This is a genomic window from Taishania pollutisoli, assembly GCF_014518315.1.
In the GTDB taxonomy this organism is placed as follows: Bacteria; Bacteroidota; Bacteroidia; order Flavobacteriales_D; family Crocinitomicaceae; genus Taishania; species Taishania pollutisoli.
Genome location: NZ_JACVEL010000006.1, coordinates 173,370 through 195,391, shown reverse-complemented (window position 1 = coordinate 195,391; position 22,022 = coordinate 173,370). Strand labels below are relative to the sequence as shown.

The 22,022-nt window shown below is 39.1% G+C and carries 23 protein-coding genes and 1 CRISPR repeat array; of the genes, 13 read left to right on the top strand and 10 right to left on the bottom strand.

Annotated features, from left to right (window positions below; all coding sequences use genetic code 11):
- Window position 1: 1 nt before the first annotated feature.
- The 5 genes from H9Y05_RS16370 to H9Y05_RS10590 form a co-directional block, all read right to left on the bottom strand.
- Complete coding sequence (locus tag H9Y05_RS16370) at window positions 2-865, bottom strand: DUF6265 family protein (RefSeq protein ID WP_235992180.1); 864 nt, start codon at window positions 863-865, stop codon at window positions 2-4.
- A 1-nt stretch (window position 866) separates the two neighbouring features.
- A complete protein-coding gene (locus H9Y05_RS10605; RefSeq protein ID WP_216714266.1) occupies window positions 867-1,307 on the bottom strand; it encodes an SRPBCC domain-containing protein in 441 nt (146 codons plus the stop codon).
- A gap of 4 nt (window positions 1,308-1,311) precedes the next feature.
- A complete protein-coding gene (locus H9Y05_RS10600) occupies window positions 1,312-1,731 on the bottom strand; it encodes a VOC family protein (RefSeq protein WP_163492487.1) in 420 nt (139 codons plus the stop codon).
- Window positions 1,732-1,761: 30 nt separating this feature from the next.
- Window positions 1,762-2,163 carry a VOC family protein gene (locus tag H9Y05_RS10595; protein ID WP_163492486.1) on the bottom strand — a complete coding sequence of 134 codons (402 nt, stop codon included), beginning with the start codon at window positions 2,161-2,163 and terminating at the stop codon, window positions 1,762-1,764.
- Between the two features lie 78 nt (window positions 2,164-2,241).
- The gene (locus H9Y05_RS10590; RefSeq protein WP_163492485.1) at window positions 2,242-2,823 is read right to left on the bottom strand and encodes a Crp/Fnr family transcriptional regulator; all 582 of its coding nucleotides are present in this window, start codon (window positions 2,821-2,823) and stop codon (window positions 2,242-2,244) included.
- Window positions 2,824-2,943: 120 nt separating this feature from the next.
- Between H9Y05_RS10590 and H9Y05_RS10585 the strand changes: the two genes are divergently transcribed.
- Window positions 2,944-3,342, top strand: coding sequence for a hypothetical protein (locus H9Y05_RS10585; protein ID WP_163492484.1), 399 nt, complete (start codon window positions 2,944-2,946; stop codon window positions 3,340-3,342).
- A gap of 221 nt (window positions 3,343-3,563) precedes the next feature.
- Window positions 3,564-4,686: a CRISPR direct-repeat array (repeat unit 47 nt; unit sequence GTTGTGATTTGCTTTCAAGTTCCTTATTTTTACGGATGAATTACAAC).
- A gap of 119 nt (window positions 4,687-4,805) precedes the next feature.
- Here H9Y05_RS10585 and cas2 read toward each other — a convergent pair.
- From cas2 to H9Y05_RS10560, 5 genes are all read right to left on the bottom strand, one after another.
- Complete coding sequence (gene cas2, locus H9Y05_RS10580; RefSeq protein WP_216714265.1) at window positions 4,806-5,144, bottom strand: CRISPR-associated endonuclease Cas2; 339 nt, start codon at window positions 5,142-5,144, stop codon at window positions 4,806-4,808.
- Window positions 5,145-5,155: 11 nt separating this feature from the next.
- Window positions 5,156-6,046, bottom strand: coding sequence for a type II CRISPR-associated endonuclease Cas1 (cas1, locus tag H9Y05_RS10575; protein WP_216714264.1), 891 nt, complete (start codon window positions 6,044-6,046; stop codon window positions 5,156-5,158).
- A gap of 55 nt (window positions 6,047-6,101) precedes the next feature.
- Entirely contained in the window at window positions 6,102-6,338 is a 237-nt protein-coding gene (locus H9Y05_RS10570) for a Fic family protein (protein WP_235992179.1), read from the bottom strand.
- Window positions 6,339-6,475: 137 nt separating this feature from the next.
- Window positions 6,476-10,837, bottom strand: a complete 4,362-nt coding sequence (gene cas9, locus H9Y05_RS10565) for a type II CRISPR RNA-guided endonuclease Cas9 (RefSeq protein ID WP_216714263.1) — start codon at window positions 10,835-10,837, stop codon at window positions 6,476-6,478.
- A 255-nt stretch (window positions 10,838-11,092) separates the two neighbouring features.
- On the bottom strand, window positions 11,093-12,484 hold the full coding sequence (locus H9Y05_RS10560) for a DUF4301 family protein (protein ID WP_163492482.1): 1,392 nt from the start codon (window positions 12,482-12,484) through the stop codon (window positions 11,093-11,095).
- 45 nt (window positions 12,485-12,529) lie between these two features.
- Here H9Y05_RS10560 and H9Y05_RS10555 point away from each other — a divergent pair, with 45 nt between their 5' ends.
- The 12 genes from H9Y05_RS10555 to H9Y05_RS10500 all read left to right on the top strand — a co-directional run bounded on the left by H9Y05_RS10555 (window position 12,530) and on the right by H9Y05_RS10500 (window position 21,988).
- Complete coding sequence (locus H9Y05_RS10555; protein WP_216714262.1) at window positions 12,530-13,288, top strand: O-methyltransferase; 759 nt, start codon at window positions 12,530-12,532, stop codon at window positions 13,286-13,288.
- A 5-nt stretch (window positions 13,289-13,293) separates the two neighbouring features.
- Window positions 13,294-14,064, top strand: coding sequence for a Rossmann-fold NAD(P)-binding domain-containing protein (locus tag H9Y05_RS10550; protein ID WP_216714261.1), 771 nt, complete (start codon window positions 13,294-13,296; stop codon window positions 14,062-14,064).
- A gap of 30 nt (window positions 14,065-14,094) precedes the next feature.
- Window positions 14,095-15,162, top strand: coding sequence for a 23S rRNA (adenine(2503)-C(2))-methyltransferase RlmN (gene rlmN / locus H9Y05_RS10545; protein ID WP_216714260.1), 1,068 nt, complete (start codon window positions 14,095-14,097; stop codon window positions 15,160-15,162).
- Between the two features lie 94 nt (window positions 15,163-15,256).
- Window positions 15,257-15,508 (top strand): GlsB/YeaQ/YmgE family stress response membrane protein, encoded by a 252-nt coding sequence (locus H9Y05_RS10540; RefSeq protein WP_163492478.1) that lies wholly within the window; start codon window positions 15,257-15,259, stop codon window positions 15,506-15,508.
- A gap of 353 nt (window positions 15,509-15,861) precedes the next feature.
- Window positions 15,862-16,038, top strand: a complete 177-nt coding sequence (locus tag H9Y05_RS10535) for a hypothetical protein (RefSeq protein ID WP_163492477.1) — start codon at window positions 15,862-15,864, stop codon at window positions 16,036-16,038.
- 176 nt (window positions 16,039-16,214) lie between these two features.
- Window positions 16,215-17,099, top strand: coding sequence for a YicC/YloC family endoribonuclease (locus tag H9Y05_RS10530; protein WP_317170299.1), 885 nt, complete (start codon window positions 16,215-16,217; stop codon window positions 17,097-17,099).
- A gap of 1 nt (window position 17,100) precedes the next feature.
- Complete coding sequence (gene gmk / locus H9Y05_RS10525) at window positions 17,101-17,682, top strand: guanylate kinase (RefSeq protein ID WP_163492476.1); 582 nt, start codon at window positions 17,101-17,103, stop codon at window positions 17,680-17,682.
- Entirely contained in the window at window positions 17,679-18,284 is a 606-nt protein-coding gene (nadD, locus tag H9Y05_RS10520; protein WP_216714259.1) for a nicotinate (nicotinamide) nucleotide adenylyltransferase, read from the top strand. Before gmk ends, nadD begins: the two co-directional genes overlap by 4 nt.
- A gap of 187 nt (window positions 18,285-18,471) precedes the next feature.
- The gene (locus H9Y05_RS10515; protein WP_216714258.1) at window positions 18,472-18,933 is read left to right on the top strand and encodes a GNAT family N-acetyltransferase; all 462 of its coding nucleotides are present in this window, start codon (window positions 18,472-18,474) and stop codon (window positions 18,931-18,933) included.
- A 115-nt stretch (window positions 18,934-19,048) separates the two neighbouring features.
- On the top strand, window positions 19,049-19,240 hold the full coding sequence (locus H9Y05_RS10510) for a cold-shock protein (RefSeq protein ID WP_163492473.1): 192 nt from the start codon (window positions 19,049-19,051) through the stop codon (window positions 19,238-19,240).
- A 131-nt stretch (window positions 19,241-19,371) separates the two neighbouring features.
- On the top strand, window positions 19,372-20,913 hold the full coding sequence (locus tag H9Y05_RS10505; RefSeq protein WP_216714257.1) for a type I restriction-modification system subunit M: 1,542 nt from the start codon (window positions 19,372-19,374) through the stop codon (window positions 20,911-20,913).
- Between the two features lies 1 nt (window position 20,914).
- A complete protein-coding gene (locus tag H9Y05_RS10500) occupies window positions 20,915-21,988 on the top strand; it encodes a Fic family protein (protein ID WP_216714256.1) in 1,074 nt (357 codons plus the stop codon).
- The last annotated feature ends 34 nt before the right edge of the window (window positions 21,989-22,022 follow it).

Here is a 22,022-nt window from a genome sequence, read left to right as displayed (position 1 = left end):
GTCAGGGTTTTGATTTCCAGACTTTGTCCGAGTAGGGGAGGTATTCCGGTAATGCTGCGGATCCGTACCAGTCGTATAGTTCAACATCAAGCAAACCAGCTTTGATGGCAGGGTCGGTTTGGAGCAGCTCCCGCGCTTCTTCCAGGTCTTTCACATTGGATAGAATGAAAATTCCCCTGTAATTTTTATCATTTTTACCCATCGGACCTGCAATAACCATCTTTTCTTCGGCTACCAGGCGGTTAATGTTGTCGAGATGGCCTCTGAAGTGTTTACTGATTTCTGATTTGTCATTCACGGAAGGATTGCTTCCTGTTTTCAGAATAACGAAAACGTACGGTTTCATTCCATACTCGTCTGCACCTGATTGTATTGCCAGTGCGGCATCATAGTTCGGATTGGATGTGTTATTTTCTACGTTCTTTCCGGTTGTTTCTCTGTGTAACTCATAACTGAACATATTTCCGTTGTTGCCGGAAACAGTGACGTTTAACAGGTTATCAGAGATACGTTTGTAGACAATTCTGTTCGGGAAATCATGTTTCAGGTTTTCAAACACAAACAGGCTGTCTGCCTGCACCAGTCGAAACGGGATTCCTGCGCCGTTATTTTGACCGATGACACTGGCGGTATACTGAATTTTCCCTTTATTACCACTTATTTCGATGTATTCGGAAACTTCCATTCCGTTCTCAGAAAGTTTATAGGAAACCCCCTTCAATGTATGGTCGTTGAGTTGATCCCAACGTTCATAGACCTGAAGCCCTTCCATTTTCCAGGTTCCTTGCAGAAAAGAAGGGAATGGCAACTGCGAAAAACCGTAGTTTGCAGCAGCAATAGACAGAATGAGCAGAATTTTTTTCATGTTAAGATTTCAAAAAATCAAATGCACCTTTTCGCAGGTTGATACCGTGTTCAGAAAATGCTTTCAGACAGGCGAGAAAGTTGGCCCATCCCTCTGTATTTCCCCCAAACCATTTCAATCCTTCCTCCGAATTTGACTTCCCGTCTTCCATTACTTTCACAACGGTACTTTTGTCTGCCTGTTCGGTCAGAATGATGCGAACAATTGTTTCGGGATCCCACTTGAATTCAATCAACTGGTGTGGAATAATTGTTGTAACAGTCACAGGACATTGTTCATCGAACTCCGGAAATACCCAGGTCAATTCTGCTTTTTCCTCCATTCGCCCCGTGCTGCTACCAATAAAATACTGTGTCATTTTATCCGGATTGACAATGTTTTCAAATACGTCACGGATGGGTTTTTGAACCTGTATTTTTGCTTGTGCAATCAGTTTTTCCATGTGGCTATTTCGGATTGGTATAGTTGATCATCCAGCACACACCGAATTTGTCTGTAAATGATCCGAAATAATCGCCCCAGAACATGTCTGCCATCGGCATTTCGATTTTTCCACCGGCAGATAATCCGTTGAAAATCCGGTCTGCTTCTTCCCGGCTGTCCGGTGTAATGGAAATGTAATTGTTGTTTCCGACATTCAGTACATGTCCTGCGCTTGGCAGGCAGTCAGAAGCCATCAGGTGTTGTCCGTTACGGAGTGTAATAGCAACGTGCATGGCTCTGTTTTTTTCATTTTCGGGTAAATTTTCTGCCCCCGGAGCCTGGCTCATTTTCTGGATAAATACTTCCCCGCCAAATACGGTTTGGTAGAACCGGAATGCTTCCTCTGCATTTCCGTCAAAATTCAAGTAAGGATTTAATTGCATTTGTTTTTATTGTTAAGTTATCAATTTTAGTTATTGCATGGAGTACAATCCGAATGAATTTCCTTCCGTATCAATGCAGATACTGCAGAAACCGTGTTCCCCGATGGACATTTTCGGATTCACAACCTTTCCGCCCGCTTTCTCAACCCTGCTTTCTTCTACGCTGCAGTCCCGGCAAGGAAAATAAACAATGGTATTGACACAGGCGCCATCTCCTTCTTTTGTTCCCGGCATTTCAATCAATGCGCCGGACACACTGTTCTGGTCGGTTGGGTCGGCGGTATTGAAACAGGCCATTTTCATTTCTTGCGGAGCATCTCCCGGGGCTTCCATATCACTAAACGTTGTTGCTAAAACGTCGCTGTAGAACTTTTTCGCGCGATTGATATCTTTAACGTAGATTTCAAACCAACATATTACATTGTTATTCATGTGTTTATTTTTAAAGTGAAACGTAAAAACAAATGTAAATGATAAATGTTCAGCCGAACTTGTCTTATGGCAAGAATTCTAATGTTCCTGTGAAATCTCCTTTCGGATTCTGCTGAAAGAAGTATCTGTAATGCCCAGGTAGCCTGCAATGTATTTCAGCGGTGATTGCAAAACGATTTGCGGTTTTTCCTTAATCAATTGCAGGTACCTGTCTTTGGCGGAAATAGTTACCATCTCTACGGAACGTTGTTTGAAATGAAACAAACGATTGGTCATCCACAACCTTCCCCATTCTGAAAAACCGGGAATGGAATGAAACAATTCCTGGAATGTGTCAAATTTGATTTCCCAGCAGTCACAATCCGTCAGTGCCCGGATATTTTCCCGGGACGGAATTCGCTGAAACAGGGAAAGAACCTCGATGACAATCTCCTGGTTGGAGAAGAAGTCGGTTGTGATATCAGTGCCATTGTAGTTGTGAGCAAATGAACGCATCAGACCATTTTCCAGGATGAGGTAACTGTTAGAAACCTCACCTTCTTCCAGGATGAATGCTCCTTTTTTGAACGAAACTTTCCGGTGAGCCTGAATGATTTTTTCAAGCTCAGTCTCTCCGATTAACGGGTGGGAATAGATTTGGCAGAGTAACTCTTTGTTCATGTTGCGGTTTGATTTGAGAACTAAAGTATAAAATAATTCAGTGAATGAAAAGTGAAAATACTACATCTGCCGTATTTCACCATTTACTTTTATCTGCGACATTTGCTGAAAATTGAAGTCATGAAAACAATCTTGTTTATTTTTTCATTCCTGCTGGTGAATGGTGTAATTGCTCAACTCAATATTTCAACAAATTTCCGGCAGAATGCTGTCTGGGACAATGAAGGGGAGAAATGGGACGTGTATTCGACAGATGAAGGAGGGACGCTGTTTGTATTCAATAAGGAACTGACGACCTTTCGCCACACGACAGCTACCATTTCATCTGATTACTACATCAAAAAATGGGACTACAACGAGGAAGAACTGAAATACACGATGACGGTTACCAGTGATGCGGGGAATGAATACGAGATGATCATTGACGGTGTGAATAATTGCGTGGCGTTCTTTTATTGGTATGAAGAAGAATACTACCTGGTGCGTCACACCATCAAAAATACCTGGTTTAACGAATAATGCTGTTGCATACCGTTAGTGAGGAAAGTTGCCGATAAATGAAGGAATAACTTTTTGCTACGGATACATGGATTTACAGACTTGTTGGTTGATGCATAAAATTGGTTCGATTGACAAAAGAGGATCCTTCCCGATCAGTTGGATGGTTTGCTGTTTGACCAAAGTTCTTTATTTTTACGGATGAATTACAACCTCAACGGACAACGACTTGCTGTTGTCTTGTTGTGATTTGCTTTCAAGTTCCTTATTTTTACGGATGAATTACAACAGTAATTACTGTTTAATATCACCGGCATAAGTTGTGATTTGCTTTCAAGTTCCTTATTTTTACGGATGAATTACAACATTCTTGCATTTTTTAACTTTTAAACTCATGTTGTGATTTGCTTTCAAGTTCCTTATTTTTACGGATGAATTACAACCAACTTGTCTGTCTTTATCTTTTCAAAACTGTTGTGATTTGCTTTCAAGTTCCTTATTTTTACGGATGAATTACAACTCGCACCGATTCGCTAAGTTGTACAAATTCGTTGTGATTTGCTTTCAAGTTCCTTATTTTTACGGATGAATTACAACCTTACACTAAAAAATACGCAGGAATCCGAGTTGTGATTTGCTTTCAAGTTCCTTATTTTTACGGATGAATTACAACTAAACTGAAAAGATTAAGAAAGGAACTTGAGTTGTGATTTGCTTTCAAGTTCCTTATTTTTACGGATGAATTACAACCAGTGTTGATGGGGCAAAAATGGTTTTATGTTGTGATTTGCTTTCAAGTTCCTTATTTTTACGGATGAATTACAACCGTTTCGGTGATCTGATTCAATTGTCGTTTGTTGTGATTTGCTTTCAAGTTCCTTATTTTTACGGATGAATTACAACCCAATGTAAAAAAGGTTTCATCCTGCGGATGTTGTGATTTGCTTTCAAGTTCCTTATTTTTACGGATGAATTACAACCAATCATAATTATAGCCGTTATTCTAATCTGTTGTGATTTGCTTTCAAGTTCCTTATTTTTACGGATGAATTACAACTTTTCCCCCTATCAGCAAACAGAAACGGAAGTTGTGATTTGCTTTCAAGTTCCTTATTTTTACGGATGAATTACAACCTTTTCATAATAAAGTCAAATGTTAGATACGTTGTGATTTGCTTTCAAGTTCCTTATTTTTACGGATGAATTACAACACAGAAGAGGAAAAAACACCTTCCAAACTTGTTGTGATTTGCTTTCAAGTTCCTTATTTTTACGGATGAATTACAACTTCTTTAGAACAAGAAGCGAGAGTTAAACCGTTGTGATTTGCTTTCAAGTTCCTTATTTTTACGGATGAATTACAACGTTCTGCGCTGAATCGTAGAAATAGCAAGAGATTTAGTCCTGTTTTAGAAATAAAAAAACAGGACTTTTCCCTTTTTTGGCTTAAAAAAATGATTCATTATTCATTTCTGTTTTCCTGTTCAAAACAGTGTCAGTTGTTGGGCTGGTGGATTGGTTTCTTGTTTTTTTACGCCATGAAAAATTTCCATTCGGCTAAATTGTTTATCGGTAATAGCAAAAATACCGACTTTTCCCTTTTCAGGAAGTATATTTTTGACCCGTTTGGTATGCATTTCCGCATTTTCCATACTTTGACAAAAACGCATATAAATAGAAAACTGGAACATCATAAAACCACTTTCCAATAGTTTTTTACGGAATTGAGAGGCATCTCTCCGCTCTTTTTTCGTTTCCGTCGGCAAATCAAATAAAACCATTACCCACATAGTTCTGTATGCATTAAAACGTGAAGTATCCATTTCATACGATTTTATTCAAACTCCGGATATGGGATTTTCCGGGATTCACCATCGTAACATTTGTAGAGTCCTGCCGTCGTGATACTCACGGCATGAAACAGCGGTCGCTTGATGTCATTGATGAGCATGTCCATTTGCGGAAGCTTTAGCAACTCGATTTTCTGATCGCGGGTTAATTCTGCTGTTTCTGATTGCTGTAGCAGGTTTAAAACAATCCAATCTACAAAAGGCCGGTAAGGTTCCATGATGTCATCTGCCAGGCAAAATGCATTGTATTTGTTGCGATGAAAAATACCGAATGACGGATGCATTCCTGATGCAGCCAGTGCCCGTGCAACAACTGAACGAAGGATTGCATATCCGTAGTTTAATTGTGCATTGGGTGATGTTCGCTCCCTTGATCGCATAAAATGACTTCCGTATAACTGTCCCCAGTAATAAGACGCGGCTTGCCCTTCACAATTAGTGGTGTCACCGCTCAGTACTTTTTCTCTGAGATTGAGCAGTCGTTCATCGTTCAGTCCCGCTTTTCGGAGGAGGTTGGCCTGATTCTGTATTTTTTGACGAACGGTCTGCTGCCACAACTGTTTTTTTAACGGGAGACTTGATTCTACCTGTGTTCTCATGCGGGCTGTTTGTTCTGTATTGGCATCGAACGGTAAGAACATTCCGCTGGGCATGTATTGACTATTGCAGCTGATTAGTGCAACTTTTTCCGCTAACAATTCCTCCATTAAAACAGACGTAATGGTAATTTGCGGATGTTCTAAAATTACTACTCCAATATCTTCAATAGGAACAGTGTGCGTCAATCGCTCTTCATTTTTTAATTCTACAATCAATTGACGATTTTTCACACTCAAGTGAGCGGGATTGCTGAAGTGTAGGGTTCTCTTTACCATAGTAAAACGGTTTTTCAGGTGATGTATCCGTTTTTACTGAGTTTAATTGAAAAGGTTACAAATCCTGTTGATTTTTAATGAGTTGCATTATTAGGTTTGTCATCAATGCTTTTTCTGCCGGATTACTTTGAGCTATCAATAAAGCCAGTGCCACTAACACATTGTCATTGATTGTCAATTCTCCGCTTTGTTTAAAACGATGTTTATTTTTCTCTAAAAACCATATAAACAAAAATGTTCCAATTCGTTTGTTTCCATCAGAAAAAGGATGATTTTTGATAATGAAATACAATAAATGTGCAGCCTATTTTTCAATACTGGGATACAGGTAAATTTCCTCAACCGAACAAAAAACAGTATTTCCATCAAAACGGACTTCAACCTGTGTTTTATTGTCGTTAGTTTGGTAAATAATAATTCCGTTCATTTTTAAGCTTTTAAAATGGTACCTAATCTGTCAACTTTGAGTTTAATACATCTTTCCTTTATTCTAATTAGATTATCTAATGTTGTTTCTTGTTTGTTTAAACTTCCTATTTCTCCTATTTTACTTTTAGCATCATAATTCCTTATTAAAGATGATATTGATGATTGAATAAAATGACACTTACTCCCCGTACTACTCACCATTTTATAAATTCTTTCCGTTTGTTCCTTCGTCAAATGGTTAAAATCAACAGTAGAAATATTTTCATCTTCATTTGGGACATACACCAAATCATTTGGAGAGAGAGAAAACAGTAATTTATTTCCTTTATCATTTGTCTCAGGAACAGAGGATAGTCCTTGTTTCTGTCTTTCTATTACTTCGTTTAACGGAATGGTAGCATAATTTCTTTTGCCGTTTTCATCTTGATAAACAGCGAAAAATAAATTAGTCCCTTTTGCCGCTTCTACATATTTATCTTTTTTATTTCCTGTTTGTCCTAAAGAAAATTTACTTCCTATTTCAAAAATTCTGACTTTATAAATGGGTTGGTGTGGCTTATTATTGTTGTATTTTGCAATATTTCGATTCAGGTCTTCAATCCCCTCAGGAGAAAATGCCAGTTCGGAATTTCCACCTTTACTTAACAAATAATTTTGAAGGATTTTCTGAATTCCTGTATCTGTTATTGACTCAATTGTTTTTTGAGTAAATGAAGAGTCAATACTTTTTCTGGTTGCTGTTAAAATTTTGCCTTTTGGAACTTTAATCCTATGCAATTCTATTTTTCCGGAAACAGTATCCTTATGCATGGACTTTCGAATCGCCCAATTTACTCCTTTCTGCTCAACCAATTCCTTTTTCTTTTCCCCGTTTTTCTCAACCCATTTTTCATATTTATTAGTAGCCTTATTGATGACGCGAATATTTTGTTTGAAACTGGTAATGATTGTTTCTAACGATTTTTTTGTGTCTTCAGTGAACGTTTCCCAAGGCTTGAAAAATTCTTTAAATGCGTCTTTTTCTTTGTTTTCTTTCAAATTAAAATACGGTTCTTTTTTGCGTAATTTATTCTGTAAATCATATCGTTTCATCTCTGATTTTGCAGATTCATTATTTAACAAATTGACATGATCTCTGGTAGCACAGGCAATAACCAAAGCATCTAAAGCATGATGCCTGTGATCAATTCTTTTCTTTTGAAATCCTTTGCTGTGTTCAAAAGGAACCGTCGGCAAAAACTTTTGATATTTCTCGTTATAAGTGGTGTATAAATCAGTATTTGTTAATGTATTCATTCTCTCGAAACGGGGTAAAATCAACTCATTCCATACATCGTTCAATCCCCAGTCTTGTTTTAATTCAGAAGTGATTTTTCCGTTTAATGGGATGACATTTTTAGAATTTATTCCGTCATCATCTTTTTTACTTCTGACGATGTTTGACAAGGCATTAGAGATAAATTTACTGATGTATCGCGTATCATTCAATTGCCGTTCAATCATTTTTTCAGGAATATCTTCTAACAAAAGTTTGTTCCGCTTACTTCTGTTTTTCGAATAATTTTCTTTGATAAAATCCCTGTACTGATCTTCCGTGAAAATCGGTATTTCTTTTCCAAGTCCGACAGAAACCTTTTGACCGTAATGGTTTTTAATGAATTCCAGCCCTAACTGATTATCTTTTAATTTGTTTACAGCAGACTCACAAATCACTTTATTACTGAAGCTATCGTCAAAGAACCTGCTTTGAGGGATAATGTGTTCGATTTCATATTCGTGTGTAAAAAGTTTATTTAAAGGTATGATTTGCCCGGTATAAGGGGATCGGTATTTTTGTTCTAACCATAGTTTGTACCGTTGTAATTCGGACTTGGTGGGTTCTGCTTTTTTACTGATTTTCAAATATTCCTCTTCAATTTCTATGTTTGAATTTAAAACCCCATCTTCATAGATTTTCAAAATCTCCTGTTGCATTGGAGAGTGTGGACGAACATTTTCAACTGTAGTATCGTTCATCATTTCAATTAACAACGCTTTGATACGAATATTTGTGTTCTCATTTTCAGTTATGATATTGGTTAATCGTTTACGTTGATCTGCTGTATTTTTCATTTCCCGCCCCAGTTCAATATGAATTTCATCAAAGAAATTTTCTACACCATTCCCATAATGTTGCCAGATATCTTTAACAACGCGAAGTGTTTCGGTGACAACCTGTTCAACAATAGGGTTTCGTAAAGAATGTTGCTTAAAGTCACTAAGAAATTTTTCCAAATCCGTTACAGAACTCCATTTGCCTGCAATATCTGCTTCCGAATGTCTGTCATACACGATATATTGAGCTAACCAGAGAGGTAATCCCTGGAAGTCAGCTTCTGATTCTAATTTGTGTTTTTCAGCTTTTTCCCTAACAAGTAATCTGATTCCTTCATCATCAATTGAATTAATGATGTTATCAATTCTGTTTTTCGTTTTGTTGTCAATGGAATTAAAATCCCAGTATTTTCCTATGCGTAATAAGGGAAGTAATTTTTTGATTGCTTTTTCGGAATAGGTTCCATAATCACTTTTAAAAGGAGGGAATTTTCTGAAATGTTCAACAAAAGATGTCGCATCTAAATGCTGTTTTTCTGCAAACGTTTTTAAAGCACTTTCATATTCTTTTTTATCTGTCACAGAGTAGATAATGTGCCACAATTTTTGTTCCGTTTCTCTATCCAAAAAATTAATAGGAGTAGATTCTATTTTACTTAATCTCCTATTGATTTCATAACCTGTTTCATTCATCGGGTATTTTTTAGATTCCTTTTTATCCGAATCATAAACATAATTCCAACGATATTTACCAATCTCATTTGTTAGTACTTTACCTTTTAACTCTTTGAAGAAATATTTTAGGATGTCGGTATGATCAACTTCTTTTTGTAACATCAGAAAATCAAACAGATGCTCTCTATCTCTTTCATCTTTAATAAATTCGTTCGTCACCTCGATGTCATCTGCATTTCTGTATAGTTTCAGATTATACAGCCACTGCCAAACTCTAAACTCCTGATAATAGGGGTTTGATTTTGGAATAGTTTTTATATATTGTCTTTTCTCAATTCCATCAATTTGATAGTTTCGATATTCCAGGGTACAATTCCCAATGGATGATTTTTGACTTCGTAAAGGCCTTTGGTAGAAAATAATATCATTTAAAAATAAATGAAGAAAATCTTTTTTACTTAATGTTAACTGATGCGCCTCGTTATTGCGATAGAGTTCCCTGATACAATCAGTATATGCATTTTCCGAAAACAATTCAGGTTGTAGCTCAATTTGCTTTTTTAAAATTAATGTTAATTCCTCTTTGTAAAATTTACGTTCAATGGTACGGACTAATTTTCCTTTGATTTTTTGTTTCGGATTTTGAAGCAAAGAATCGTAAATATATGTTCCGACTGTTTTATGAGATTGTTCAATTTCTTGTTCCGTTTTCTTTTTTACCAATCCCCAATCGTTTTCACCGGGAGCTCTGAAACTACGTTTCTCATTTCCTTCTTTATCTGTTTTTATTGTGCCATTATCATTCAGATCAGTTGTTACAATAAAATCCCTCGTTTTGCCTTTCCAGTCATCCAATGATGTTTTGCTTGAACGTCGATATATCCAACCATTTTCTAAGATTAAAGAATACCATGTTTCTCCTTTTTTATTGGATTCTTCATCAGGTATCACATCAACAATTTTCAATGAATAAAACTCAACTAACTTGTTTGGATTTTCTTCCTCCTCTTCTCCTCTCAACTGATAATATCCCCTTTTTTGATTAAAGTTCAGGATAATCCAGGCAAGCTCATGTTTGCCTATTTGCTGAGTCAATGCTTTTTTGCGCAAATAATAAATCGTCCAATCGTAAGGGACTAATTTTTCTTTTCCGTTTTCTCCTGTTAATAATTCTGGTTGATGTTTTTTGAAATCTTCCAGCATCTCTTCAAAAGACGTTTTAAAAATAAATTGTTTATTGTTGTAGGCTAATTTAGGTTCTGATTCTGCTTTGAATTGTCCAAACCTTTTTTCAAAATCAATTTGATGAGCATAATGTTCAGGCAAAACATTCAAAACATTCAATACTCTGTGTAACCTTTCTCGGCGAAGTAGATGTCTTTCTCTTAATCGTCGGGTGCTTCTGTATCCTGTTCTTTCAGCAGTTTGTGAAACGGAATTACCTTTTCCAAACTCACCCAATATATCTTGACTCATTGGAATAATCCGACTCCCCATTCCAAGTATGCTTCCTTGTTTTTTATCAAAATCCTGTTGAATTAAAGCCCAACCAATTGAGTTAGTTCCCAAATCCAATCCCAATATCTTTTTCATAATCGTTTTACGTGTTGAAAAGTGAAATTTTCAGTGAAATTTTACACCATGAAGATAACGATTTTAACCATACGTTTTTTGACTACAATCATTTCCCGTATAAATACCTAAGATTTTTTTGAAAAAAATAGTACTTTTGCTGAACTTGAAAGCAAATCACAATAAGGATTATTCCGTTGTGAAAACATTTAAGGCGGGGCAACTCGCCTTTTTTATGTCTGAAAGGTAGCTTTTACGAAATGATAGACTGCGTTCTTACCCCCGATGCCCTTCTTCCAATAAATCCAATACCGTTTTTACAGGGCTGAATGTCTTTTGAGAAATTTCAACAAACAATGTGTTCCACTTTGCCATACCACCGTTCCACAAACCAGGGAGTTCCATGTATTTAATTTCTTGTCCCTTCTGCGTTTTATTGACAATGAAATACTTCGAATTGTCGCGGAAAGCAGTTAAATCCACTTTTTCATTTTGCAGATCCCGCGGACAAAGCGCAATCATTACCGGGTTGAAGTGCGTGCTTTTCACCATCAGACGAAATTGTTCTCCGTGGTGGGAAATTTGTGCTTTTTCTACAATTTGTTTGGAAATGACACCATGATCATCTACCCAAAACGGACCTCCCCCTGGCTGTCCCTCGTTGCGAACCATTCCGCACACACGTACCGGACGATTGATTAACTGAATCAGCTCTTCATTGGTCCGCACAGCATTGATCTCCGCAGGTGAGAGGAACTGATATTTTTCATTCAGTTCAACGAGCTTTGCTTTATCCGGATTGCGTGACAGCGTACTTAATGCGGTACGGAATTTTTGCAGTAAACCACCCAGTACAGACCAGGTTTCCATAGAATAATTCGAGGAATTGAAATGCTGCACATTGTCGATGTTCTTAATGAAAATCAGTTCTTCGTCCAGTTCATTCAGGTTTTCAAGCAGCGCTCCGTGCCCGGCAGGACGACGAATCTCTTTTCCTTCATCCAATGCAATTGCTCCTTTTTCGTCAAAAGCATAGGCATCCGTTTCTTTCGATTGCGTGGAGTAGGAGACCGCATATTGCTTACCGGTGAGCCCTTCCAGATTCATGATGCTTGCTTTGATTTTTTCTTCAAATTCAGGTTGAATCGTAAAATGAAATTTTGCTCTTCCGTTGGATAAGCGTGTTCCTTGCAATACATGTTCCTGGAATGGATTCAAAACAAACGGTTCATTGTAGTGAAACGGAATCAATCCTTTCGGTAAATTTCCAAAATCCAGTCCCGAACGACCCAGTAAGAAATTGGCTAATTCTTCCGCATCAAGTGCATTTTCACGGATTTTTAACTTCAAATCATTCGGAAGCAGCTGATAAAATGCAAATTCCTGGATGTGGTTCATGAACCGTTCAACAGCACCAATATCGGATGTGTTCGGCTGATTTAAGAAATCGAACAGAAAAGCAAACATGCGCGAACCGGAGCCGGATGCAGGAATGAAATACGTCGGTGAAGCATTGCTTGCCTGGAACGCCCGGATGGTCGTGTTCCATTCCTCCGAAGTCAATTGCAGAATTCCTTCCCCGATTCTGCAGGGAGCAAACAATACCACTTTTGATTGGTCGTTCAGCACCTGTTCACGCTGGCCATTTATTTTTTCTTCGCTGTTCATAACTGATTCTTAATCGCAATTGATTTACTTTGTACCGTGAATTTTGTGTTCGAATATATAAAATATCGCTGGAAAGCCAAAGGAAGGCATGGAACTCATTCGCCTTTTATTTATAAACTGGTGGATGAATGCCTTCGAACCCCTGTTGAAAAAGAAGATCAACTACAGGTCAACTCCTTGCTGAATCAATTATCGAAAGACCAGAGAGTCATTCAGGTGGCAGATTTCGGAGCAGGATCCAAAACCTTAAAAAAAGAACGAAAAATAAGCGACATCCTCCGGATCAGTTCCAGCAAAGGGAAGTATGCACGTCTGTTTTACCAACTGGCCCGATTTTACCGTCCGGAGAATATGCTGGAATTTGGAACCTCTCTGGGAATCGGAACCATTCACTTTGCAAAAGGAAACCCGGATGCAACCATTACAACAGTGGAAGCATGCCCGGAAACAGCAAAAATTGCACAGGAAAATTTCCAACAAACAAAAACAGACACGATTACCCTCGTCAACACAACATTTGATACGTTCCTGAATGAAAATGAACTGAAATCCTATGATTTGATCTTCATTGACGGGCATCATGACGGTATCGCATTATTGCGATATGTCGATCTGCTGGAATCTTCCATTCATGATGAAACCTTCCTGATTCTGGACGATATTCGCTGGAGTGATTCCATGTTTGCAGCATGGGAACAGCTTCGAAAGGATGAGCGGTTCCACGTTTCTGTAGATTTGTTTCGAATGGGAATGCTTCTGAAGCGACCAGGTCAGCGGAAAGAACATTTTGTTGTAAAAATTTAATCAGAATGGAGCAGCAAATGAAAAAAATCGGAGTTATTGGTGCCGGATGGCTGGGGAACGATCTCGTCAACACATTGTCAGCAGACCGGAATAAGATGGTTGTTTCAACCACCCGAAGTGAGCAGACAGGTGAATTTCAAACCCGGTTCCGCTTTGAATTTGGAGATCACCTTCCGGAAGCATTCATCGAAGCACTGGATGTTCTCTTCATTACAGCAACACTACCCAAAGACAAAGTACAGCAATCGAAGCTGCTACATTTTGTAAATGAGTTGCACGCAAAACTACCAGAAGAATGCCGTGTGGTGTTTACTTCTACAATAGGCGTTTACCAGGCAGAGCAGGGGACTGTTGCTGAATGCTGTACAGAGGTGGACACAGGTTCCGTTTATTACCGGATGGAACAGGAATTGCTCACAAAATTCCCGGGACGAACAACCATCCTGCGATTGGGAGGCTTGATCGGACCGGACCGGCATCCGGTATTCAGCCTGTCGGGTAGAACAGGAATTGCTGACGGACAGAAACCGGTCAACCTGGTGCACAAACAGGATATTTTGAAATTTATGAAACTGCTGCTGGAAGATCAGACTGTAGCGGGAGCTTATAACCTCGTCTATCCCGACCATCCGTCCAGGGAAAGTTATTACACCCGGAAAGCAATGGAACACGCATTGCCACTTCCCGAATTTGAAACAGGAACCGATGCGGGGAAAATTGTCGCTTCAGAGCGAAGTCAGCAGGTGAGTGGATTTAACTATCAATGGAGCATTTAGGATAAAAAATCCCTATCTTTGTACCGAAATATGAACACGGACAAGATCAACATTCGCAATTTATCGCTGGAAGAACTGAAAGCTCAAATGATCGCTTTCGGTCAGCAAGCCTTTCGCGCCAAGCAGGTGTACGAGTGGTTGTGGAATAAAAATGCGCATGCGTTTGATGAAATGTCCAGCCTGAGTAAAGAGCTCAGAGCGCAGTTGGAAACTCATTTTTACATTGACGGAATTACTGTTGCCGATCAGCAGATTTCGTCGGATAAAACCATCAAATGCGCTTTTGAAATTGAGCAGGGGAAAGTCGTGGAAGGTGTTTTGATTCCGACTTCCTCCCGGATGACTGCTTGTATTTCATCACAGGTAGGATGCAGCTTGTCGTGTACGTTTTGTGCGACAGGTCGCTTGAAATTGTTGCGCAATTTGTCTGCCGGAGAAATTGTAGACCAGGTCGTGTACCTGAAAAATCAGGCGGAGCAACGGTACAACATCCCATTGTCGAACATTGTTTACATGGGAATGGGAGAACCGTTGCTGAACTACAAAAACATGTTGCGTTCTACGGAAATCATCACTTCCAAAGAAGGATTGGGCATGTCTCCGCGGCGCATTACCGTTTCTACGGCGGGGATCGCCAAAATGATCAAAAAATTAGGGGATGACGAGGTGAAATTCAACCTCGCTTTGTCATTACACGCTGCGAACGATGAAAAGCGTAGTAAAATCATGGAGATCAACGATACCAATAACCTGGATTCATTAGCCGAAGCATTGGCGTATTTCTATGAAAAAACCGGAACACGTGTGACATTCGAATACATCATCTTCAAAGATTTCAACGATTCCATCGAAGATGCCCGTGAATTACTGACATTCTCACGCTGTGTTCCCTGTAAAATCAACATCATCGAATACAACCCGATTGATGACGCGGCATTCCAACGTGCCGACCCGAAAAAAACAGATGAATTTGCCGCTTATCTGGAAGGCAAAGGATTGGTTGTTAATGTGCGCAGAAGTCGCGGAAAAGACATTGATGCCGCTTGTGGCCAGTTGGCCAATAAGAATAAAGCAGTCACAGAAAAAGTGCTGAAATAAGCGCTCGGGAAAATCTTAAAATAACTAAAAAAACTTGTTTACCACTTCTTAAGTTGTTAAATTGGGAGGTATTAACCAATTAAAACAACTAAACATGGGAGTAATCTGGACATTGATTGTTGGCGCCATAGCAGGATGGCTGGGCGGAACATTGTACAAAGGAAGCGGATTGGGCTTAATCGGAAACATTATTGTAGGAATTGTCGGAGCAGGAGTAGGATACTGGTTGCTTGGTTTGTTGAACGTGAGTTTCGGTGGAGGAACCATTGGTTTTATCTTAACCGGGGCGTTGGGAGCGATTGTGATTTTATTCGTACTGAATTTATTGATTCCAAGGAGGGATTAATGCTGGCTGCCTCAACCGTCTGCCGGTTTTAGTTCACTTCATATGCTTTGTTTCCGTTTGCTGTTTGAACTGGTAATGAATTACACGTCAAACAGCTCGGAAACAGCAGCCTTTTCAGCGAAGCTGCCACCGTTCGCCGGGGCAGAATCACCCTTCACGGAACGTAAATCTGATAAAATTGTTGAAAAATTCAATTTTGAAAATAAATGGTTATGTTATTGATTTTTAGTGAGATATTGTTTATTAACGATGCGTTTAAAAATGTTATCAACACTATTTTTTTGAAAAAATGTAACCATCTGAAAATTCTTCCCGTAAATGGTGCTTGTGAATTGAAATTAAAATTGAAGGTTATGATTAACAATGCAATAAAAAGAGCTGAATACAAATTGGAGCAACACCGTTCACTGGGAACTAAAAGCCCGTTATCTGTTATTGAAGTTGCACAATTAATGGACATCATCAAACGCGGAGAAGCCATGAAAAATTCACCGTCAGAATCCCTGTTCTTTTCATTTAGTGTCAATTAAACATTCATTTTCTCATTGACAGACTACTGTTAGAATAAAAGCAGATTCCTTAGCGTCTTGACGAGTTGTTTTTATGCAAATCATGAAAGAAATTAGCGTGATGCGGAATAAAAGAGTGAAAAGTGCTCTGGTGTTTGTAGCCAAAAACGATTGAAATACCGTGTTTTTTAGTAGCTTTGGCGAAAATTGCAGATATGCTGATGTCAATGACAGGTTTCGGTCGTGCTTCCGGAACGTTTGAAAGTAAAAAAATTTCCGTTGAAGTCCGGTCGCTGAATAGCAAAGGACTGGATTTGAACGCGCGAATCCACAACTATTACAAAGAACTCGAGCCACTTGCCAGAAAGCAGGTGACGGAACAACTGGAGCGGGGAAAAATTGATCTGACAATCAACCTCGACAGCACAGGAGATTCCAAAACGTATTCCATCAATACGGATTTAGCAAAAGCATATTTTAAAGACCTGAAGTCTATCAACGACGAGATTGGTAACACAACCGAAGATTACCTGTCAGTATTGTTGCGCATGCCGGAAATTTTTGTCAACGAACGGGAAGAATTGTCCGAAGGCGAAAAAGAAACCGTATTGAAACTGGTCGGGGAATCATGTGGTAAACTCAACGAATTCCGTCGACAGGAAGGAATCGCGTTGGAAAAAGAATTTACGGAACGCATCGAAGGCATCCGTACGTTATTGACAGAAGTTCCCAAATACGAACAGGAACGCATTGAAACTGTGCGTGAGCGTATCCGAAAAGGATTGGAAGAAATTGCGGCGTCCGGGTACGACGAAAACCGCCTGGAGCAAGAACTGGTCTACTACATCGAGAAGCTGGATGTTTCTGAAGAAAAAATGCGCCTGGCTAATCACCTGGATTATTTCCTTGAAACGATGAAAACACCGGGAGCCGGTAAAAAGCTGGGATTTATTTCCCAGGAAATCGGACGGGAAATCAATACGCTCGGAAGCAAGAGCAACCACGCGGAAATGCAGAAACTGGTGGTGGACATGAAAGACAACCTCGAAAAAATAAAAGAACAGGTACTAAATACCTTGTAAAATGACCGAATTAAAGCATACAGGTAAATGTGTGATCTTTTCTGCCCCCTCCGGAGCCGGAAAAACAACGATCGTTCACCATTTGCTGACCCATCTGAAAGAACTCGAATTTTCCATTTCTGCATGCAGCAGAGCACCACGACACAACGAAACAGATGGCAAAGATTATTACTTCATCGGCGTGGAAGGATTCCGCAAAAAAATAGAAGAAGGAGCGTTTGTGGAGTGGGAGGAAGTGTATACGGATAATTATTACGGTACCCTGGTTTCCGAACTGGAACGCATCTGGAAAAACGGACACGTTGTGATTTTCGATGTAGACGTTGTCGGCGGACTCAACCTCAAAAAGAAATTGGGAAAACATGCGTTGGCAGTGTTTGTACAACCTCCGACTGTAGCGGATCTGGAAAAACGTTTGCGTCACCGTTCTACCGAAACGGAAGAAAAAATTCAAACACGGCTGGCAAAAGCGAAACTGGAATTAAGCCACGCAGACCAATTTGATGTCATACTGCTCAACGATCACCTGGAAACAGCATGTGAAGAGGCAAAACAACTGGTAAAGAAATTCATTCACGCATGAAAGTAGGATTGTATTTTGGCTCGTTCAACCCGATTCACGTCGGACATTTGATCATTGCCAATTACATGGTGGATCACACCAATCTGGATCAGGTTTGGTTTGTTGTTTCACCCCACAATCCGCACAAAGATAAAAAGACCTTGTTGGCAGATCATCACCGGCTGGCGCTGGTCAAAGAAGCAGTTGATGACAATCCGAAACTGCGGGCCAGTGATATCGAATTCGGGCTGGAACAACCAAGCTATACCTCAAAAACACTGGCAGTGTTGAGTGAGCAATACCCCGAAACGGAATTTTCCCTGTTGATGGGAGAGGATAACCTGCGCACATTGCACAAATGGTACAATTACGATTATTTACTGAATAATTACCGCATTTTTGTTTATCCACGGGTTTTTACCTTGCAGGAAATGGAAAACCGGGAACAGGAAACAAATGAACTACACCAGCATCCGTCGGTTGTTTTTCTCAAAGATGCGCCGGTAATGCACATTTCCTCCAGCTATATCCGGAGATCCATTGAAGCGGGAAAAGATGTTCGTTACCTGCTCACACCATCTGTTTTCAACTACGTGGATGAGATGGGATTTTACAGAAAATAACGGTAAATATTCAATGACTTCCTGTTAATATTCATTCAGATTGTTAATATGTTTATTGGTGGTTAATAACTACAGTTGAATGTGTTAATATCTTTAGATAATGTGTATCTTGCAACCACTAACGAAACCCATCCCGGGAAAAGACGATTTTTAGATGTTTGTTAATACATACAAATACTACTCCGATATGCAAACTTTAGATGGGATTATTACAGAGAATTTGTTATTTAATGCGACCAACAGACCTTCTCAAATGGAGAAGCACAAAATTGTCGACTTTCTTTCCGAGTACCTGGAAGGAATGGAGCCCAACAAAGAATTTATTCGAAAAGCTATTGAGTACGCCACAAAAGAACGTTTGTCATTCGGCGGATTTACCATTGTGAACAAATCACACGGTGAGATTGTCGGAGCAGCCATCGTTAACCAGACGGGAATGGAAGGTTACATGGCGGAAAATGTATTGGTGTACATCGCGGTTTCGGATAAATTCAGAAACAAAGGAGTTGCACGCAATATGATCGATCAGGTATTGCGGCATGCAAAAGGGGATGTCGCACTGCATCTAAAGGGGGATTCTTCCCTTGCTCCGATCTGCGAAAAATTCGGATTCAAGCGCTCTATTGTTGAGATGCGACTGGAGCGATAAATCGTTCTTTTTTGGCTCATTTACCCGGGAAAACAAATTTATTTTCAATTATTTGCTTTTTTTTCATTGTTATTTCGCTCAGAACGGTATCTTCGTAGAAAATAATAAATACAAAATGAATAAAGGTACCGTAAAATTCTTCAACGAAACAAAAGGTTTTGGTTTCATTGTTGATGCAGAAACAGGAAAAGAATACTTCGTACACGTAACGGGGTTGAGTGACAAAATCACTGAAAAAGACGAAGTTTCTTTTGATATTGAAGAAGGAAGAAAAGGTTTGAATGCAGTTAACGTCAAGAAGATCTAATTAATTTCATATAATTTTTCGGAAAAGCTATCTCAGATGAGGTAGCTTTTTTTGTTGGGGGGGGATTTTTGATTCCTAAATTCTCTTCAATTCATTATATTTGACCTAATTCAAAAGCGATAAAAACCAGAATGGCAAAAAAGAAACAAACGACAGAAGAACCATTGGAAAAAACCTTGTGGAAAACAGCCGATAAGCTGCGCAAGAATATTGATGCGGCTGAATACAAGCATATTGTGCTGGGGTTAATCTTCTTGAAATATATCTCCGATGCATTTGAGGAATTGTATGAAAAGCTCAAAGCGGAAGAAGGTATGGGGGCTGATCCCGAAGATCGTGATGAATACAAGGCTGAAAATGTGTTTTTTGTCCCTCCGTCGGCACGTTGGTCGTTTCTACAAAATAGTGCAAAACAACCAACCATTGGTAAGATAGTTGACGACGCAATGGACGCTATTGAAGCTGAAAATGGTTCCTTAAAAGGTGTTTTACCGAAAGTATATGCCCGTCAAAATTTGGATCCGACCAGTTTGGGAGAACTTATCGATATGATTGGCAACATTGCTTTAGGAGATGCAAAATCCAGAAGTGCAGATGTACTCGGACATGTTTTTGAATATTTTCTGGGCGAATTCGCACTTGCTGAAGGAAAGAAAGGTGGTCAGTTCTACACACCGAGAAGTGTTGTTGAATTGTTAGTAGAAATGCTCGAGCCCTATAAAGGCCGTGTTTTCGATCCGTGCTGTGGTTCCGGTGGTATGTTCGTTCAAAGTTTGAAATTTGTGGACGCACATGCAGGAAAGGTAAATGATATTGCCATCTATGGTCAGGAAAGTAATCAAACGACATGGCGTCTGGCAAAAATGAACTTAGCCATTCGTGGAATTGATAGCTCACAGGTAAAATGGAACAACGAAGGGTCGTTTCTAAACAACGCACACAAAGATGTGAAAGTGGATTACATTATTGCCAATCCCCCTTTTAATGTAAGTGATTGGGGAGGTGATTTACTCCGAAAAGACGGGCGTTGGAAATATGGAGTTCCTCCGATTGGAAATGCTAATTTCGGGTGGTTACAACATTTTATTTATCACCTCTCACCAACAGGACAAGCGGGTGTAGTGTTGGCAAAAGGAGCGTTGACTTCTAAAACTTCGGGTGAAGGAGAAATCAGAAAGAAATTAATTGAAGCCGGATTAATTGACTGCATTGTGAATCTTCCTGCTAAGTTATTCCTGAATACACAAATTCCTGCTGCTTTGTGGTTTATGAGCCGCAACAGAACAAACGGAAAATTTCGTGATCGAAGCAAAGAGATTTTGTTCATTGATGCTCGAAATTTAGGGCACCTCATTAACCGCAGAACACGTGAATTGTCCGGTGAAGACATTGATAAGATAGCGGGCACTTACCACAATTGGAGAAATGTAAACGGAAATTACGAAGATATTCCCGGTTTTTGTGCATCAACTCCCATTGGTAAAGTCGCAGAACTGGATTATGTATTAACGCCCGGACGTTATGTCGGTTTACCTGATGAAGAAGATGATTTTAACTTTGCAGAACGTTTTACTTCATTGAAAGCCGAATTAGACGAGCAGTTGAAAGAAGAAAAACGGTTGAACAAAGCAATTGCCGAAAGCTTGAGTAAAATCATTATAAAAACAGATTGATATGACCTATGTGATTCCTAAATTACCACTAACAGTTGATGTCGAATCAAAAGCAGTGTTGCGTCAATTGAATCTTGCAAATAAGAAACTGGCTGAACTGAAAGGAGTAGCACTAACCATTCCCAATGAAAACATTCTGGTCAATACGTTGATTTTACAGGAAGCAAAAGATAGTTCAGCGGTAGAGAACATTGTTACAACACATGATGATTTATACAAAGCCGATTTGAACATTGATAACATTACTGTTTCAGCAGCAACAAAAGAAGTGTTGGATTATGCAGAAGCATTAAAATATGGTTTTCATTTGATTCGTAAAAAGAGAATGTTGACAAATAACGATATCAAAGAAATACAGCAAAAACTGGAAAAAAATAGTGCGGGATTCCGAAGTATTCCGGGAACAACACTCAAAAATCAGTTAGGTCAGATTGTCTACACTCCCCCTCAGGATAAAAGTGAGATTAAAAAATACATGGACAATCTGCAAGATTTTATCAATGATAATACAATGAGCGATCTTGATTCATTGATTAAAATGGCAATCATCCACCATCAGTTTGAAAGTATTCACCCTTTCTACGATGGAAACGGAAGAACTGGACGTATTATCAATGTATTGTATCTGGTCGTGAATGAAATGCTGGATCTACCCATTCTGTACCTAAGCCGCTACATTATTTCGAACAAATCGGAATATTATCGATTGCTACAAGATGTAAGGGACTCTGGAAATTGGGAAGAATGGGTCTTATTTATGCTGAAAGGTGTTGAAGAAACTTCCGGGCAAACAATTGAACTTGTAAAAGAAATTGGGAAACTGATGCAGGAATACAAATTCAAAATGCGTGATTTATTGAAAAAAGCATACAGCCACGAATTACTCAATAATTTATTCAGCCACCCCTACACAAAAATAGAGTTTGTGATGTCTGAAGTAGGAGTTACACGTCTTACGGCGCGATCTTATCTGGAAAGACTTGTGGAAGAGGGATTGTTAATGAAGGTAAAATCCGGGCGCTATAATTATTACTTAAACATTTCTTTGATTAATTTATTGATACAAAAAAGATGATATCGATAATAGATGTGTATAAGAAAATGGCATT